The organism is Psychrobacter sp. PSP, from assembly GCF_024085615.1.
In the GTDB taxonomy this organism is placed as follows: Bacteria; Pseudomonadota; Gammaproteobacteria; order Pseudomonadales; family Moraxellaceae; genus Psychrobacter; species Psychrobacter pacificensis.
Genome location: NZ_JABLTF010000016.1, coordinates 185817 through 202337, shown reverse-complemented (window position 1 = coordinate 202337; position 16521 = coordinate 185817). Strand labels below are relative to the sequence as shown.

General features: G+C 44.2%; 9 protein-coding genes. 3 read left to right on the top strand and 6 right to left on the bottom strand.

Features of this window, described 5'->3' with window-relative positions:
• Positions 1 to 12 precede the first annotated feature (12 nt).
• Together secA and HL061_RS06875 are read left to right on the top strand one after the other, a co-directional pair.
• Positions 13 to 2805: a preprotein translocase subunit SecA gene (gene secA / locus HL061_RS06880; protein WP_252962647.1), complete on the top strand. Its 2793-nt coding sequence runs from the start codon at positions 13 to 15 to the stop codon at positions 2803 to 2805.
• Between the two features lie 232 nt (positions 2806 to 3037).
• On the top strand, positions 3038 to 3568 hold the full coding sequence (locus HL061_RS06875) for a hypothetical protein (RefSeq protein WP_252962646.1): 531 nt from the start codon (positions 3038 to 3040) through the stop codon (positions 3566 to 3568).
• A gap of 105 nt (positions 3569 to 3673) precedes the next feature.
• On the opposite strand, the gene HL061_RS06870 is transcribed toward HL061_RS06875, so the two are convergent.
• The 5 genes from HL061_RS06870 to HL061_RS06850 all read right to left on the bottom strand — a co-directional run bounded on the left by HL061_RS06870 (position 3674) and on the right by HL061_RS06850 (position 9718).
• Positions 3674 to 4240, bottom strand: a complete 567-nt coding sequence (locus HL061_RS06870; protein ID WP_240365854.1) for a DUF2382 domain-containing protein — start codon at positions 4238 to 4240, stop codon at positions 3674 to 3676.
• 242 nt (positions 4241 to 4482) lie between these two features.
• A complete protein-coding gene (locus HL061_RS06865; protein ID WP_240365855.1) occupies positions 4483 to 5331 on the bottom strand; it encodes a PRC and DUF2382 domain-containing protein in 849 nt (282 codons plus the stop codon).
• A 456-nt stretch (positions 5332 to 5787) separates the two neighbouring features.
• Positions 5788 to 6969: a thiolase family protein gene (locus HL061_RS06860; protein ID WP_252962645.1), complete on the bottom strand. Its 1182-nt coding sequence runs from the start codon at positions 6967 to 6969 to the stop codon at positions 5788 to 5790.
• A 149-nt stretch (positions 6970 to 7118) separates the two neighbouring features.
• Positions 7119 to 8477, bottom strand: a complete 1359-nt coding sequence (locus HL061_RS06855; protein ID WP_240365856.1) for a homoserine dehydrogenase — start codon at positions 8475 to 8477, stop codon at positions 7119 to 7121.
• A gap of 386 nt (positions 8478 to 8863) precedes the next feature.
• Positions 8864 to 9718, bottom strand: a complete 855-nt coding sequence (locus HL061_RS06850; RefSeq protein WP_071002378.1) for a DsbC family protein — start codon at positions 9716 to 9718, stop codon at positions 8864 to 8866.
• Between the two features lie 420 nt (positions 9719 to 10138).
• On the opposite strand from HL061_RS06850, the gene HL061_RS06845 reads away from it, so the two are divergent.
• On the top strand, positions 10139 to 11068 hold the full coding sequence (locus HL061_RS06845) for a DUF808 domain-containing protein (protein ID WP_071002377.1): 930 nt from the start codon (positions 10139 to 10141) through the stop codon (positions 11066 to 11068).
• A gap of 125 nt (positions 11069 to 11193) precedes the next feature.
• Here the strand turns inward: HL061_RS06845 and HL061_RS06840 are convergent, their stop codons facing one another.
• Positions 11194 to 15396, bottom strand: coding sequence for an Rne/Rng family ribonuclease (locus HL061_RS06840; protein WP_252962644.1), 4203 nt, complete (start codon positions 15394 to 15396; stop codon positions 11194 to 11196).
• Between the last annotated feature and the right edge of the window lie 1125 nt (positions 15397 to 16521).

The window sequence follows — 16521 nt, the reverse complement described above, 5'->3', positions numbered from 1 at the left end:
GGTCAAAAAATTATGTTATCAAAGATTATAGGCAGTGTGGTTGGCACCAAAAATGACCGCGAACTAAAACGCATGCGTAAAGTGGTCAGCAAGATCAACGCACAAGAGGCTGAAATACAAGCCCTGTCTGATGAGCAACTACAACAAAAAACGGCAGAGTTCAAAGCCCGCCACCAAAAAGGCGAAAGCTTAGATGCACTATTGCCAGAGGCGTTTGCCGTCTGCCGCGAAGCCTCATTGCGTGTCAATGGTATGCGCCATTATGACGTACAGCTGATCGGTGGTATCACCTTGCACGAAGGCAAAATCGCTGAGATGAAAACGGGCGAAGGTAAAACCCTAATGGGCACCTTGGCGATGTATCTCAATGCCATCAGTGGTAAAGGCGTGCATTTGGTCACGGTCAACGACTATCTTGCGGCGCGTGATGCGGAGCTCAACCGTCCGCTCTTTAACTTTTTGGGCATGACTGTCGGCGTGATTTACTCACAGCAGCCGCCACAAGAAAAAATCGACGCCTATCAAGCCGATATCACGTACGGTACCAACAACGAGTACGGTTTTGATTATTTGCGTGACAACATGGTCTTTAGTCTAAAAGAGAAAAAACAGCGCCCGCTAAACTTTTGTATTATCGATGAGATTGACTCAATCTTAATCGATGAGGCACGTACGCCGCTGATTATCTCAGGGCAAGCCGAAGACTCTTCGCGCATGTATGCGCTGATTAACACCATCATTCCACGGCTTAAGCGCTCAAAAGACGAAGAAGCCAATAAAAATAACGAAGATGAAGATTTTTGGATTGATGAAAAAAACCGTCAGATTGAGATTAGCGAAAAAGGCTATGAAAAAATCGAGCGCTTCCTAGTCGAAGTGGGCGAGCTTGGTGAAAACGAAAGTTTATATAGTCCAAGCCGCTTGCCGTTATTGGCTCACGTCCAAGCTGCCATCCGTGCGCATCATGTATTTGTCAAAAACGTCCACTATATCGTCGATGAAGGCGAGGTGGTCATCGTTGATGAAAACACAGGCCGTACTATGCCTGGTCGCCGCTGGTCAGAAGGTCTGCATCAAGCAGTAGAAGCCAAAGAAAACGTTGAAATCCAAGCAGAAAACCAAACACTTGCAACCACCACATTCCAAAACTACTTCCGTCTATATGACAAGCTGTCTGGTATGACGGGTACCGCTGATACTGAAGCGGCAGAATTTAAATCTACTTACGATCTAGATGTCATCGTCATTCCAACGCATGAGCCGATTGCTCGTATCGATATGGATGATCAGATTTTCTTAACCAAGTTAGGCAAATACAAGGGCATTATCCGCGAGATTAAAGACATTCAAGCCAAAGGTGCACCTGTGCTGGTCGGTACAGCGACCATTGAAGCCAGTGAAGAACTGTCTTATTTGCTCGATCAAGAAGGCGTGAAGCATAACGTCCTAAACGCCAAGCAGCATGAGCGTGAAGCTGAGATTATCGCACAGGCTGGTAGCCCAAAATCAGTGACGATCGCCACCAACATGGCAGGTCGTGGTACGGATATTATCCTTGGTGGTAATTGGCAGTCGTTTATTGAAGATGTCGATTCGGTCAGTCCGGAGGAGATGCAGCGCCTAAAGTCTCAGTGGCAGGTGAAGCATGACCAAGTGGTAGCGGCGGGTGGTTTGCATATCATTGGCTCTGAGCGTCATGAATCACGCCGTATCGATAACCAGTTACGTGGTCGTGCTGGTCGTCAGGGTGACCCTGGGATGTCGCGCTTTTTCTTATCGCTCGAAGATGATTTGATGCGTATCTTCGCAGGCGATCGCGTGGTCAATATGATGCGTGCCATGGGTCTAAAAGAAGACGAAGCCATCGAGCACAAGATGGTGTCAAAATCGATCGAAAACGCGCAAGGTAAAGTTGAGAGCCGCGATTTTGATGCACGTAAGAATCTGTTGAAATATGATGATGTTGCCAACGAGCAGCGTAAAGTTATCTATGGTCAGCGTGATGATTTGCTTGCCGAAATGGACTTATTAGAAGCCATTGAAGTGATGCATCATGAAGTCTATAACGCCATGATCAACCAGTTCATTCCGCCTGGCTCGATCGACGATCAGTGGAACATTGACGGATTAGAAGATGAGCTTGAGGACGAGTTTAAAGTCACGATGCCGATCAACGATTGGCTAGATGAAGACCGCCGTCTAGATGAAGAAGGACTGCGTGCCAAGATTATCCAAACAGCCATAGACCGTTATCACAGCCGCCGTGAGCAAATGGGTGAGCAAGACGCCGCCCAGCTTGAGCGTCATTTTATGCTACAGAGTCTAGACAAGCACTGGAAAGAGCATTTGACACAGATGGATCAGCTGCGTAAAGGTATCCATCTACGCGGCTATGCGCAGAAAAACCCTGAGCAGGAATACAAGCGTGAATCATTTGAATTGTTCCAAATGATGCTTGGGGCGATTAAGTCTGAAACGGTACAAGATTTATCACGTGTTCATATCCCAACCAAAGAAGAGCTAGAGGCGTTGGAAGCTCAGCAACGTGAGAATGCGGCGCATATGCAAATGCAGTTTGAACATGATGACGTAGATAATTTAGATAGCAATGTAAACAGTGCAGCCGCTCAGCCGCAACCACAAAACCGCAGCCTTAGTGGTACGGCAGCAGCTGGCGCTGCTATGGCAGCCAGTGGTAGCAACGCCAATGAGCCAAACCCGTATGCTGGTATGAATATTAGCCGTAATGCCCCTTGTCCTTGTGGTTCAGGGCTCAAGTACAAACAGTGCCACGGCAAAATCTAATCAGTATGGTCTTTTAATCATTAGTAATTATGATTAAAGTCTGTAGACTGCTAAATAGTAAGCCCTTATCTCAACCAGATAGGGGCTTTTTTATATCTTATCAAGGCTGCTTGTTCTATAATTTACCGTTCTATAGCAGATGAACACTTTGTATTGATTGCTTACAAATTCAGCATAGGCGTGAATTTATGGACACGCTATAGTGTTTAGTATACCTATTTGGGAGAGCGTTATGAGTTTAGAATTATTAAAAAAATTGCGTACTTCAGTCGCATTGACGGGGTTGCTCGCTGGTGCATTAACGATCAGTGCCTGTCAGCAACAATCAGAGCCAGAGTCAAGTATGGAAGATGGTGTCAATGCTGAAGAATCTGTACCAATGTCAGCCGAGCCTGCTGAGCCAAGTGATGTCGTTGTAAATACTGAAGATGCTTCACTTAATGAAGTAGAAGGTGATACGGTCGCATCGGTAAACAGCGGTGTGACGCAGGTATCGTATCTGTGTTCACCTGAGCTAAAAGTTGAAGCGACTTATAAAGAAGATGCCAATCAAGTGGTCGTTGCCACTGATATGGGAACAGTAACACTGAATCAGACCAATGAAGGCAGTAATCCAGAAGTGTTTGAAGTTGCCACAGGGTTAGATGGCGGTCAAGGGTTTACTCAGTGGCGTGTGGCGCATGAAGAACGCGAAACTGGTGTCATGCGTACAGCTGGAGAAGATGAGTCAACCGTAAATACGTTTGAATGTAATAAAGTATAAAATTTTGATTACTACGTACCACACAAAAAAAGCAACGCGAGATTAGCGTTGCTTTTTTTTGTCAGTGATTTATCTATGCTGATGATTAAATCACCAGTATCTCATTTATTTTGGTCGAGTAGCATTGGCCTCATGTGCCAAAAACCCTTCTTCAGTCACATCGAGCTCTTCATGTTTCAACTCTACTTGAATACTATCGGTATGGATATGTGTGCTCTTATTGACTTCAATTTCTTGGATGGCGTAGGTATCTTTAGTAATAGTTGCTACTTGGCGTGATAAAACGATTTCAATCGGCTCGTTACCAACCTCTATTTGTTTACCATTGACGGTCACCACGGCTTTACTATCTAGTGAGGGTTCAACATGACGCAATATATCTCTGTCATCATAGTTACCTGACAGTAATTCTTGACTCTCTGCATCATGATACTCAGTGCGAATGGTAATGTATTCTTCTATAAGCTCAATAGGCACTTCAATGGTCTTGGTTCGGGCATGCTTGGTGACAGTCACTTTACCAACGTCTAGGCGCTCTTTATTGATGACAGGTCGCTCTTCTAATAGCTCCAAATGCCCAACATTGACGACATTGGCGGTTTCATCAGCTAGTGTGCTTTTTTGGTTTTCCAAATCGTCTTGGTATAAGTTTTCTGTATGGTCAGTAGTCATTTTTATTTCCTTATAATTATAAAATGATGAATCGGGCAAAATGCAATGTTAACGAATGATATTGAATTTATTACTATCATTAATCATTACTATAATAACTCACGTCCCCATATTATCGATACAAAAAAGACCAGAGATATGCTCTGGTCTTAATCTGCTAAGTCAAAATGCTTAGCTACCTATTATTATCACATCTCATAATGAAATCACAATGACATTAAAAGACGCAAAGTATCAGGGTATTACATACCACGAGCGCGGCGTACATCATCTGCTGTGATATCATCACGGTCAACTAAATTGCCTTCACGGTCGACCACATTACCGTCATTATTAACGTCTAGCTCTTCGCGCTGGATAGTCTCAACGATAGTTTCAGTATGACGCTCTGTTGTTTTACCAACATTAACTTCTTCAGACACATAAGTGTCTTTACCAACACGAGCACGTTCTGCTTCTAACTCAACTTCAACGGTATCATTAGTATCCATATCACCGATGCGGCGGTCTGTTGGGCGATCAACGCTAGTGCGCTGAATATCAGCATGTTCTTCTTCTAGCTCAACCTCGACATTGCGCTCTTCAGTCACAACATGTTTGCCAACTTTTACAAGGCCTGCAACGATACGGTCTTTATTGACAGTTAAACGCTCTTCTAAAAGCTCTAGTGTGTTTGGTGCATCATAAGAATGGTCTGCGATGTCTACGCGCTCTTCAGCTGGAACGGTATCAGCAGTAAACGCTTGACGATCTTTTTCGTATTGCTCTTTATAGCTGTACTGATAGTCGTGGTCATATACTTCCATGGCTTCTACTTGAGACTTGGTCAAGCTATCGAAGAAAACATCATCACCAACAATACGAGCAAGACCCGCTGGTACTAATACCTCTTTTGAGCTAAACCAGCCACCTGCATCAACGATTAGGTAACGAATACGGCCAGTAGTGTCTTCTACTAACGCACCTTCAATTTTACCGATTTTTTCTTCATTAACGCCGTAAGCAGTTTTGTCTGTTGGATCATAATAGTCATCACCGATTAGGTCACGATGAGTGGCTTGAATATCTTTTAAACGGATTAGTTGGCTCATTATTGTCTTCCTTTTTTATGAGTTAGTATTTGTAAAAATTATTTTATAAATGGATATTCTTAAAATTGCTGATGAATACTTATTTTAAATTCTGGGCAAAAATTACTTCAATAATCGAATTTCAATAAGTAAGTTAAGAGATATATCACAACATCTCTGCATCAACTTGTAGCCATCCTAACACTATGATTTTGGATGAAATACATGAGCAAGGTAGCAAAATGTGCGCTTGGGGTAATTACATGTAATAGGCTGTAAGTGGTATAACATAGGTGGGGTACAACTTAACGAGTCTTAACACAAAGAAATGTTTGAAGTTAACGTTGAATCAATAGACACAAAAAAACCGCAGAGCAATGAGCAATGCGGTTCTTGAACAAAAGATAAATACCAATAAATGCGTGAAGTTAAATGTTACGAGCTATCTGAGCAACGACACGCTAGTATTGCTTTTACTTAAGGAAGCTCAATAGCAACGGCAACTGCTTCGCCGCCACCAATACAAAGTGTCGCAACGCCTTTTTTGCCGCCGGTACGCTTGAGAGAATTGATGAGTGTCACTAGGATTCGTGCACCTGAACAGCCTACTGGATGACCAAGCGCACAAGCGCCGCCTTCAACGTTAACTTTGGCGTGGTCGATGTTTAGCTCGTCCATAGCCGCCATAGTGACCATCGCAAAAGCTTCGTTAATTTCCCATAGATCCACATCAGCGACTGACCAGCCAGCATTTGCTAGTACTTTTTCGATGGCACCGATCGGAGCGATGGTGAATTCGCTTGGGTGACGAGAGTTTGAAGCAGTGGCAACGATGCGAGCTTGATAATCCAGACCTTCAGCCTTTGCTTGTGACTCTTTCATGACGACGACAGCAGCAGCACCGTCTGAGATTGAGCTGGCATTGGCTGCAGTGATCGTACCGTCTTTTGCAAATGCTGGGCGTAAGCTTGGGATACGATCAGCATTCGCTAGGCCTGGTTGCTCATCAGTATCGACCGTTTGCTCGCCTTTACGAGTTTCAAACGTCACAGGCTCAATTTCATCTTTGAAGTGATTGTCTTTGATAGCGGTTAGCGCGCGACTGAGTGATTCGATGGCAAACTCATCCATCTTTTCACGTGTATAGCCTTTTTTATCCGCCATTTCTTGAGCGAACATACCCATGAGCTTACCAGTCTCAGCATCTTCTAGACCGTCTAAGAACATATGATCTTTGACTTCTTTGTGACCCATGCGGTAGCCACCACGCGACCCTGGCATCAGATACGGTGCATTGGTCATTGACTCCATACCACCAGCTACAGCAACATTGAAGCTACCAGCTTTGATGCCATCATGTGCTTGCATGACGGCTTTTAGACCTGAGCCGCATAGCTTGTTAATGGTGACCGCGCCAGTCGCGTCAGACAATCCAGCTTTGCGCATGGCTTGACGGGCAGGGCCTTGACCCAAACCTGCAGTCAAGATACAACCCATGATTACTTCATCAATATCATCGACACTAACGCCTGAGCGTTCGACAGCGGCTTTGATTGCAGCAGCGCCCAAATCGCTAGCACTCATGTCTTTTAGTATGCCTTGGAAGCCGCCCATTGGTGTACGTGCGCCGTTTAAGATTACAATTGCATCATTTGACATCGTTATTATTCCTTATTTACGTATTTTAAATGAAAGTGCCTCATAGAGAGGTAGAGGTAAGGGCTGGTTCGCTGTTACTCTTTATCAGTTAGCACTTGCCTGGTTCACTGATAAAGGGGGTGATAAGCGTGGCTTGCTAAAATTATGTTTTAAGCCAGCTCATCTAAGCGAATGCGTACTACTTTATCAGTAATGGTCTCTAATTTTTCAATTTTTTCGATAGCGAGATTCATCTGACTCTCGACCACAGGTAGGGTTAAGATAATGACAGGTACTTGACCAACTTTATGCGCAGGTTTCTGTAGAATGGCATCGATATTGATACCTGCATCGCTTAGGATGCGAGTGATGTCCGCTAAAACACCTGGGCTATCATAAGCATGTACACGTAAGTAGTAACCAGTAATCATCTGCTCAGCACGTAATATTGGTGTGTCTGAGAGTTGCTCAGGGATAAATGCTAAGTGCGGTACATGGTGTCCACGATTGTTTTGCTCGCTGCTGTTTTGCTCGTCGCCACTTTTGCTACCTAATACACGGACGAGATCCATGACGTCGGCCATCACTGCCGAAGCAGTAGCACCAGCACCAGCGCCATCACCGCAGTAGAGTGTTTGCCCAAGTGGATGTGAGTTGACCAATACCGCGTTTTTTACGCCGTTGACATTGGCAAGCAACGCATCTTGTGGAATAAGCGTTGGATGTACACGCAACTCAACGCCAGCATCATCACTGTTGCCTTGACCATCACGGCGTACTGCAAATCCTAAATGTTTGATGCGATAGCCAAGCTCTTCGGCGTAGTTGACATCTTGTAGTGTGATACCAGTGATGCCTTCACAGTAGACTTTGTCAAACTGTAGCGGGATACCAAAGGCAATCGAGGCAAGCAAGGCTAGTTTGTGCGCCGCGTCGATGCCTTCCACATCAAAAGTTGGATCTGCTTCTGCATAACCCAGCTCTTGCGCCTCCTCTAGTACGTCGGCAAATGGGCGACCTTTGTCACGCATTTCGGTCATGATAAAGTTGCCAGTACCGTTAATGATACCTGCGAGCCAATCAACTTTATTGGCAGCAAGCGCTTCGCGCATCACTTTGATAATTGGGATACCGCCTGCCACCGCTGCTTCATAAGCAACATGGACATTATTTTCTTCAGCAAAGGCAAAAATCTCATTACCGTGTTCAGCCAATAGCGCTTTATTTGCAGTTACGACATGCTTACCGTTTTTAATAGCTTGCATGATGACGTCTTTAGCCAAGGTCGTACCACCAATCACTTCGATAACGATATCGACATTGTCGCTTGCCGCAATTGCCATCAAGTCACTGTTTTGCATGATGCTGGTATCAATATCATCACGCTGACGGCGCGTACCCACTTCGGTAATAATAATATCGCGTCCACTACGGCGTTTTAGCTCATCTAAATTGTCATTGATTAGGTTGATCACACCTGTTCCGACGGTGCCTAAACCAAGTATCGCTAGTTTGATGGAATTGCTCACAGTATCCTCAAGAGGTTAAATATAATGAAGCGGGCATAACGCTGGGGCAATAGCAAATGAGTCTGCGGCATAACACCGGCAGTCTATAGGCATTTTCTAGTGCTACTTTGCATACATACTTCATTATAGTTGAATAAAAAATGCTCAGATAAAAGGGTATTGCTAATTTTGCATCGCGCTTTATCGTATCATACCGACAAGCAGTTGTGACGTCTACACAATGTCGATAAGGTTATATAGGGTATAGATTATAGAATAACTATCGTGCTCATCTGTACTTGGCATACTCAGATATTGCTCAAGCGGTGCTGTCTTATATTTAAATCCATTCATATAAACGGTAGATATTAGAATATATTAAAAATATCACATGTTAGGATTAAGTATTAGTTTGCACCGACAGCTTGCGCCAGTTGTGCTGCAGGTAAATAGCCACCTACTTGCTCGCCTGCTTCAGTAAAGATGGCAGGGGTACCGCGTACACCCAGTCTTGATCCTAGAGCCATATGCGCTTGCACAGGGGTAGCACAGCTAGGCGCTTGCACATTGGCACCCATTTTTGCTTGATCCATCGCTGCGTTACGATCCTGACTACACCAAATCGCTTCCATCTTTGGCACAGACTCTTGACTGCGTGGCCATGCGAGATATCGCACTTCGATACCGCGCGCATTGATATCATCCATTTCTGAATGTAGTTTACGGCAGTAGCCACAGTCGGCATCAGTAAAGGCATAGACGACCGCTTTGGTCTCACCTTTTGCTGGATAAATGATCATCTCTTTTTTATCAACAGCTTGTAACGCTTCTTGCGCGGTACTGGCCGCCAAAGCAGCACTGATATCAACTGGCGTATCACCACCAACGGCAACGATCTGTCCTTGGATAATATGCTTACCCGACTTATCGGTAAAGAAAGAGGGTAGCCCTTCAGCAGTCACCCAATAAATACCGTCCATATCTGTTGGTACCGCTGAGACGATCGTTTCTTCGATACCAGAGGCCTTTAGGTTTGCTTGTAATGCACTAACTACTGCAGAGTCATTATCAGCTGACGCTTTGGCTGGTGCATCCTTGGTCTGCGCCGCGTTGACAACACTGGTATTACCGGTTGCATCCGCTGCATTGTTTGAGCAGCCAGCAGCAACACCTACTAGCAAGGCACTCATCACAAAACGAGATAGGGTAGTACGAGAGAAAAAATTATTCGTCGTGGTATTTTTGCTAATGGATGACGGCATATGGATTTCCTATAGGCATCGCGCCTAGACATGAGTTCGTTATATACAAAGCGTTGTGGATTACAATATATAGTAAGGTGTCTGTATAGTGTTTTAAAGGTTTAATTTTACAGAAGTTTTTATAAATGATTGATAGTAAAGATAAGCGGTAAAATCGCTATATTAGCATATTTATGGATAATGACAGCTCAAATGCACTGTCTAATAAATGCAAATAATCCCAACTTTTAAGAATAGCTGACAACACAAATTCAAAAAATAAGATACATTTGTACTATGTAATATATGGACGTGCCCTTGTAGTCTACTGCTAACAGCATTGTTATTATAAGAATTGTTTTTATAAGAACTCTAATAAAAAACTTTGTTTTAATGATTTCAGTAGTACTTACTTCAACAAATTTGCTTTAAGGAGCACACATGGCAGGTGCCAGTTTATTAACCTTACTTGATGATATCAGTGTGATATTGGATGACGTCTCCGTCATGACCAAAGTCGCTGCCAAAAAAACCGCTGGGGTATTGGGCGATGATTTGGCGTTGAATGCTGAGCAAGTTACTGGTGTCAAAGCCAACCGCGAACTACCTGTTGTCTGGGCAGTTGCTAAGGGCTCGTTCATCAATAAGCTCATTTTGGTACCAGCAGCGTTATTGATTAGTGCGATTTATCCACCGCTTGTCACGTTTTTATTGATGTGTGGCGGTCTGTTCTTGGTTTATGAGGGGGCTGAAAAAGTCATACATCGGTTTTGGCCACATGCATTGCCACATGATGAAGAACAAAATGCTCGCCGAAAAGCCAATGCCGATGAAACAGTCGATTTAGTGGCATTTGAAAAAGAAAAAATCAAAGGGGCCATACGTACAGATTTTATCTTATCCGCTGAGATTATCGTGATTGCACTAGGCGCAACGGCAAGTGCTACTTTGCTAGAACGCAGTTTAGTATTGTCCATCTTGGCAATTGGTATTACGATTGGTATTTATGGTTTGGTCGCTGGTATTGTCAAAATAGATGATGCAGGCCTACATCTGATGGAGCAAGAAAGCACGTTTAAGAAGAAATTAGGTAAGGTGATGTTTGCCGCCGCGCCAAAGCTCATGAAGTTTTTATCCATTGCAGGGACGTTGGCTATGTTCTTAGTGGGTGGCGGTATCTTAGTACATGGTATTGGCTTTTTGCATCACGGTGTAGAGGATATCGCACATCTCACTGGTATTTTTGAAGGAGTAACAACCACCGTATTAAATGGTGTTATTGGTTTTATTATCGGTGTGGCAGTTGTGGCATTGCTTACCATTATTGATAAAGTTCGCGGCAAAGATGATAAGGCTTCTTCTACTCATTAAGCTGGTTTGTGGTTTTATCTTATGTCCAATTTTATTCTAAATAGATAATTAAACAAAAACCTATTAAAGCAAAAGCCCCAAAGCTATTAGTAGCTTTGGGGCTTTTATATTTCTGCTTCTATATATTAGCTTTCGCTATCGGTATCATCAGACGCAAGCTTCTCAGCTTGGGTCGGTTTTTTATGATCCGTTTTGGGCTTGCGACTGCGTGCCTTTGGAACCTTCGGCGTCGTCAGGTTAAACATGCCGGTCTGTGGCAGCAATTGCTCAGCCACATTCTCGATCATGTTTTTATAGCTGGCGATGGTGGTCTTAGATTTAGCTGCTTGACTGTCATCTTTGCTCGTCTCTTTAGCAGATTCTTCTACTTTAGATTCGGTTGTTTGCTCAGCCTCTTCTGCATCAGACTTTTCTACATCTGCCTGTGTTGCATCAGCTTCCGTCGTATTGACTCCTTGTGCTTCACTGGCTTGAGCTTCTACACGGTTAGCAGCTGATTGCGCTTGCTCGACTTCTAGCAATTTCTCACTATCAGCGCTGACATGGTCAGCCTGAGCTTGATTGGCCAGTGCTGTCGCTTCAACGTTATGTGCATCCACTTCGCTATTGTTTTGCTTAGTATTTACTAGCGATGCTTCATTGCTCGAAGTCTGCTTTGTAGGAACACTCAACACAGCTGGCTCTTGGTAGTCAGGATGCTGACCGCGTGGATCATTGCTGGCACGCTTGCCAATGGCACGTGGTTCAACGGCGGTTTTGCCTTGAGCTACTGCAAATTGACTGACTGCTTGAGTCATCGCTGCGAAGCGTGCCAAGTAATCGGCTGCTAATGGCTGGTAGCCATAGTTGCTAAAGTCAAAGCGCTGACTGGCCATATTGTTGCTATGGTTGTCATCGACAGCATTCTCAACGTTGGTGCTATTATCTGCAGATTGCGCTTGCTCGTTATACAAGGCAATTGTCTCGATAAAGCAGCTGATAACGCCATTTTCTGCTAAGCGAGTTTGCGCGTCTGGCAGCGTCGCACGAATAAACTCACCAACGGTGCCACGTATCGCTGCTACACTTACAGTAGTAGCTTCGACCTGAGGTGTTGCTTTTGCTTGCTGAGCACGTACCACACGTGGGTCGTTGCTAGCTTGACCAAACTTCTCAGCAGTCACGTAACGTTCACCAAACAGTGATTCGTGTGTTAACTCAAGTGCTGAGTTACTCATGCCTTTATCATTGGCACCACTGTCATTAGCTGGAACTTTTTTAGCTTCTTCAGCTTTACTGACATTATCAGTGGTACCAGTATCAGTGGTCTCAGCTTTCTGATGCTCGGGCTTGGTTTTGGCCTGTTCTGCATCAGCCGTTTTTGTACTAACTGACTGACTGTCTACGTCGCCAGCAGAGGCTGGTTGGTCGCTAGAAGAGGTTGGTTGCGCTTGTTCTGACTGATTTTTATTATCAGTGCTCTGCTTACGATCAGGTGCATTGTTTTGCACCTTAGCGTTAGTAGTCGCCTCTTGGTTGTTTTGAGTCTGATTCTCAGACGTCTCTACCGTACCCTTTTTATTGTCACCTTTTTGGTCAGTATTTTTCTCACTGTTACTAGGCTTGTTGGCAGCTTGCTGAGTAGCGTGATCTTTTGTGCTCTCGTTCTTTGCCGTGCCGTTTGTTGAGCGTTGTTTATCGCTAGATTGAGGCTTAGCAGGCGTGGACTTGCTATCATCTAAAGATAAGTGTACAACTTCTGACGCCTTTAGCTTGGTCGGTGCTTCATTGACTTGTAGCACGACTTCATTAGGGTCCTGACTACGACGTGTGCCAGATTGGTTTTTACCATTGGCATCGTCGCTATTTTTACCATTTTGCTGCTTGTTTTGCTTAACATCGTCAGCCGTTAGCGTCTCACCGCGCTCTAGCTTTCCGCGTGAGCCACGTTGGCTATGCGATTTACGCTTAGCGCGCACTTGCTCATCAGCTTTTTGGCCAGTTACGTTGTCTGCGTCATTACGATCGTTTGCTTTTTGGTTATTGTCTTGACGATTGCTGTTGTCTTGACGGTTATTACGATTGCGATCGTTCGTACGTCTGTTTTCCTGTTGACGCTTGTCTTGCTGTTGTTGGCCTTGCGTGTCAGACGATTTCTCATCAGCACCGCTATTGGTATGGTCAGTCGTCTCGTCAGTCGCTTCTTTTCTTTGACGCGGCTTTGAGTTTCTTGACTTACGCGGCTTACGTCTTCTTCTGTCTTCGTTATTGCTGTCATCAGTATCGCTGTCGTTAGTACGGCGTGTCTGTTGACGATTAGCGTTGCTATCTGATGGTTGGTTGTCGTTTTTCTGATGATTGTTTTGTTGAGTTGGCTGCTCACTATTTGAAGCGCCACTATTCAATGCATTGCTATCAACTTGGCCAAATGAGCCTAAGCTTTGTGCGCCAGTATTTACCAAGGCCTCGATCGCTTCAGCGGCATCGCGACTACTGACACTAGGTGTGGTGGTGGCTTGCGGTGCTTGCGCAAACAGATTTGATAACCAAGCGACTGCTTTTGGTTGAGCAGTGGCTTCCACATTTTGAGCTTGCGCTGCGACTGGCGCTACAACGTTTTTAGGTTGACTGGCTTGTGGTGCGCGCGCTGGCGCAGCGTCATTAGCATTTTTATGATTACGGCGATCATTGCTATGATTGACGGTATCGTTCTGCGATTGCGTGGCTGTGCTCTGCTTGTTGTTATCATTTGACGGTTTACGAGGCTGGCGAGTAGGCTGCTGCTCAGGGCGCTCTTTTTCAGCCGTTTGCCAGTCGACATTGTAGCCAAGGTCACTGTGCTCTTGTTGCTGGGTATCAGTGATACGCTCGTAGCTCGATGGGGCAAATCCGTCGCGGTTAAAGTGCAGCTTAAAGTTTGGTGACTCTAAATGGGCGTGCGGCAAAATCGTGATACGAGTGCCACTATCTTGCTCAAGATAAACCAAGCTGTCACGCTTTTCATTTAGCAAAAATGCTGCGATGTCGGTTGGAACTTCCGCTTGTACTTCACCTTGGCGTTCTTTGAGCGCAATTTGTTCAATTTGACGCATGATAGAGAGCGACAATGAACGCAGGTCACGAATCATACCGTTACCATGGCAACGTGGGCAGATATAACCAGTTGATTCTTCTAATGATGGACGTAGACGCTGACGGCTCATTTCCATCAGACCAAATTTAGAGATATCACCAAACTGGACGCGAGCACGATCGTATTTGGTCGCATCAATTAGACGCTTTTCGACTTCTTTTTGATGCTTATTGTCATTCATGTCAATAAAGTCAATAACGATCAAACCACCCATATCACGCAAACGCAGCTGACGGGCAATCTCGTCGGCCGCTTCTAGGTTGGTATGATAAGCAGTCTCAGCAACGTCTGAACCTTTAGTCGACTTAGCTGAGTTGATGTCGATAGAGACCAAGGCTTCTGTTTGGTCGATGACGATTGAGCCACCTGATGGTAGACGTACCTCACGCTGATAGGCCGTTTCGATTTGTTTTTCGATATTAAAGCGCGAAAACATTGGTTCATAATCGGTATATTTGCGTAGCTTTTCGGCTTGTTTTGGCATCACTGCATCAATAAAGCCTGCTGCTTCAATATAAGCGTTTTCGTTATCAATCCAAATCTCAGCGATATCATCACGCAAATAGTCACGGACAGCACGGGTAACGACACCTGCTTCTTGATGGACAAGGCGCGGTGACGGATATTTTTGGTTTTGTTCTTGGATGGCCTGCCAGATATTAAGCAAATGGTTAAGGTCATGTTGCAAGTCTTCTTGCGTCTTGCCGATACCCGCGGTACGAATGATAACACTCATGCCTTTTGGCAAATCAAGATTGCTCAGCATACGTTTCATGTCTTCGCGCAGCTTGCCTGAGATTTGACGTGAGATACCGCCGCCACGAGGGTTATTTGGCATGAGTACCAGATAGCGACCAGCCAAAGAGACATACGTCGATAGGGCAGCGCCTTTGTTACCGCGCTCTTCTTTTTCGACTTGGACGATTAGCTCGTCGCCTTCTTTAATCAGTTTTTTGATGTTTTCATCACGTGGGTTACCGCTTAGGTATTCGGCAGAGATTTCACGAATCGGCAAAAATCCTTGGCGCTGAGAGCCGTACTCGACAAATACCGCTTCAAGCGATGGCTCAACACGGGTTACATGGCCTTTATAAATGTTAGATTTTTTTTGCTCGCGGGTACGATTTTCTAGGTCGAAATCGTATAGATGATTGCCTGTACATAAGGCGACACGAATCTCTTCGTTTTGAGTTGCGTTGATCAAAATGCGTTTCATATTTATATCCTATGAGTACGCATAACAACGATAAGACAGTCTTTAAAAGATAGTGGCAAGTGTGGCTAATATGACATTAGCATTTGTAGATATCAGTGAACAGTAGAACGTAAATCGTGGGTTTCGTAAAGCACGTAGGCTTTTTCAATGGCTCTTTTACCTGAACTTATGAGCGGTGCTCACATTAATATAAATAAAATAGGGTGTAAGGCTATGATACTTATATTCTATTATCAATAAACTTGGTACATATATGAATATGTCAGCGAATAAAAACTCTCTTAATGTCAGTACGTTCTATTGGTAGTGATGTTGGCGCACGTTGTAAGCGTGGGCGACGGACAGCTACGGGTCTAAAAAATACTGATATTAAAAAGGCATATTGCGGTAGCCATTCATCCTTCAAAGTCTAACAATAATATCGCGGTCGTGATTGCTACTATATATCGTAGCGTCATCAGTCAGCGGTTATCTATTCAGGCAAAGCGATTGGTTACTCTTTATTTATCGTTCTTTATATATCGTCAATAATATCTTGGGTGTCTCAAGGTTAGGTATCACAGCTTTGGTTATCAGCGGGGCGTACTTGGCAAACAGAGTAATGGACCAGCTTGTCAGCATGGTATCGTATTTACCTCTTTATCGTCATCTGTTTGACCACCAATACTCAGGCAGCTATCGAACTATTTTTCGATCCTAACGCTAACCGACCCATACTTGCTCAACTATGCTGTCATAAATGACCATCAGATAAGTAATCATTAAATAATAAATAGTTATCAAAAAAAGTCGTTGTCATGCAGTTAGTGAGTCAATGTGGTGTTGTCATCCGTTAATAAATAGACTGATCGTCAAAGTTATTAACGCGATGGTATTTAGTGTCACTATTTGTTTTATGGTACCGAGTAAAATTCGATACAGTGTTTTAATTTATAGGGCTGTGTTTGGTAACGAATACCTTTAAATGCTAATGCCTCTAAACGACTGGCCCTACAATTAGATGAAACGTTTCATAGCAGCAGGGTAAATAGCATTGACCTCTTTACTAACAATCAGTAAACACTGGAAAGTAATAAAACAGTGACCAGCTATCTGAAACAACAATGATTATTGCTGTCGCCTCTG

Coding starts and splice junctions, on each gene's coding strand:
- HL061_RS06845 (WP_071002377.1), top strand. CDS start 10,139: ATGGCAGGTGCCAGTTTATTAACCTTACTTGATGATATCAGTGTGATA.
- HL061_RS06865 (WP_240365855.1), bottom strand. CDS start 5,331: ATGAGCCAACTAATCCGTTTAAAAGATATTCAAGCCACTCATCGTGAC.
- HL061_RS06850 (WP_071002378.1), bottom strand. CDS start 9,718: ATGCCGTCATCCATTAGCAAAAATACCACGACGAATAATTTTTTCTCT.
- HL061_RS06870 (WP_240365854.1), bottom strand. CDS start 4,240: ATGACTACTGACCATACAGAAAACTTATACCAAGACGATTTGGAAAAC.
- HL061_RS06860 (WP_252962645.1), bottom strand. CDS start 6,969: ATGTCAAATGATGCAATTGTAATCTTAAACGGCGCACGTACACCAATG.
- HL061_RS06875 (WP_252962646.1), top strand. CDS start 3,038: ATGAGTTTAGAATTATTAAAAAAATTGCGTACTTCAGTCGCATTGACG.
- HL061_RS06840 (WP_252962644.1), bottom strand. CDS start 15,396: ATGAAACGCATTTTGATCAACGCAACTCAAAACGAAGAGATTCGTGTC.
- secA (WP_252962647.1), top strand. CDS start 13: ATGTTATCAAAGATTATAGGCAGTGTGGTTGGCACCAAAAATGACCGC.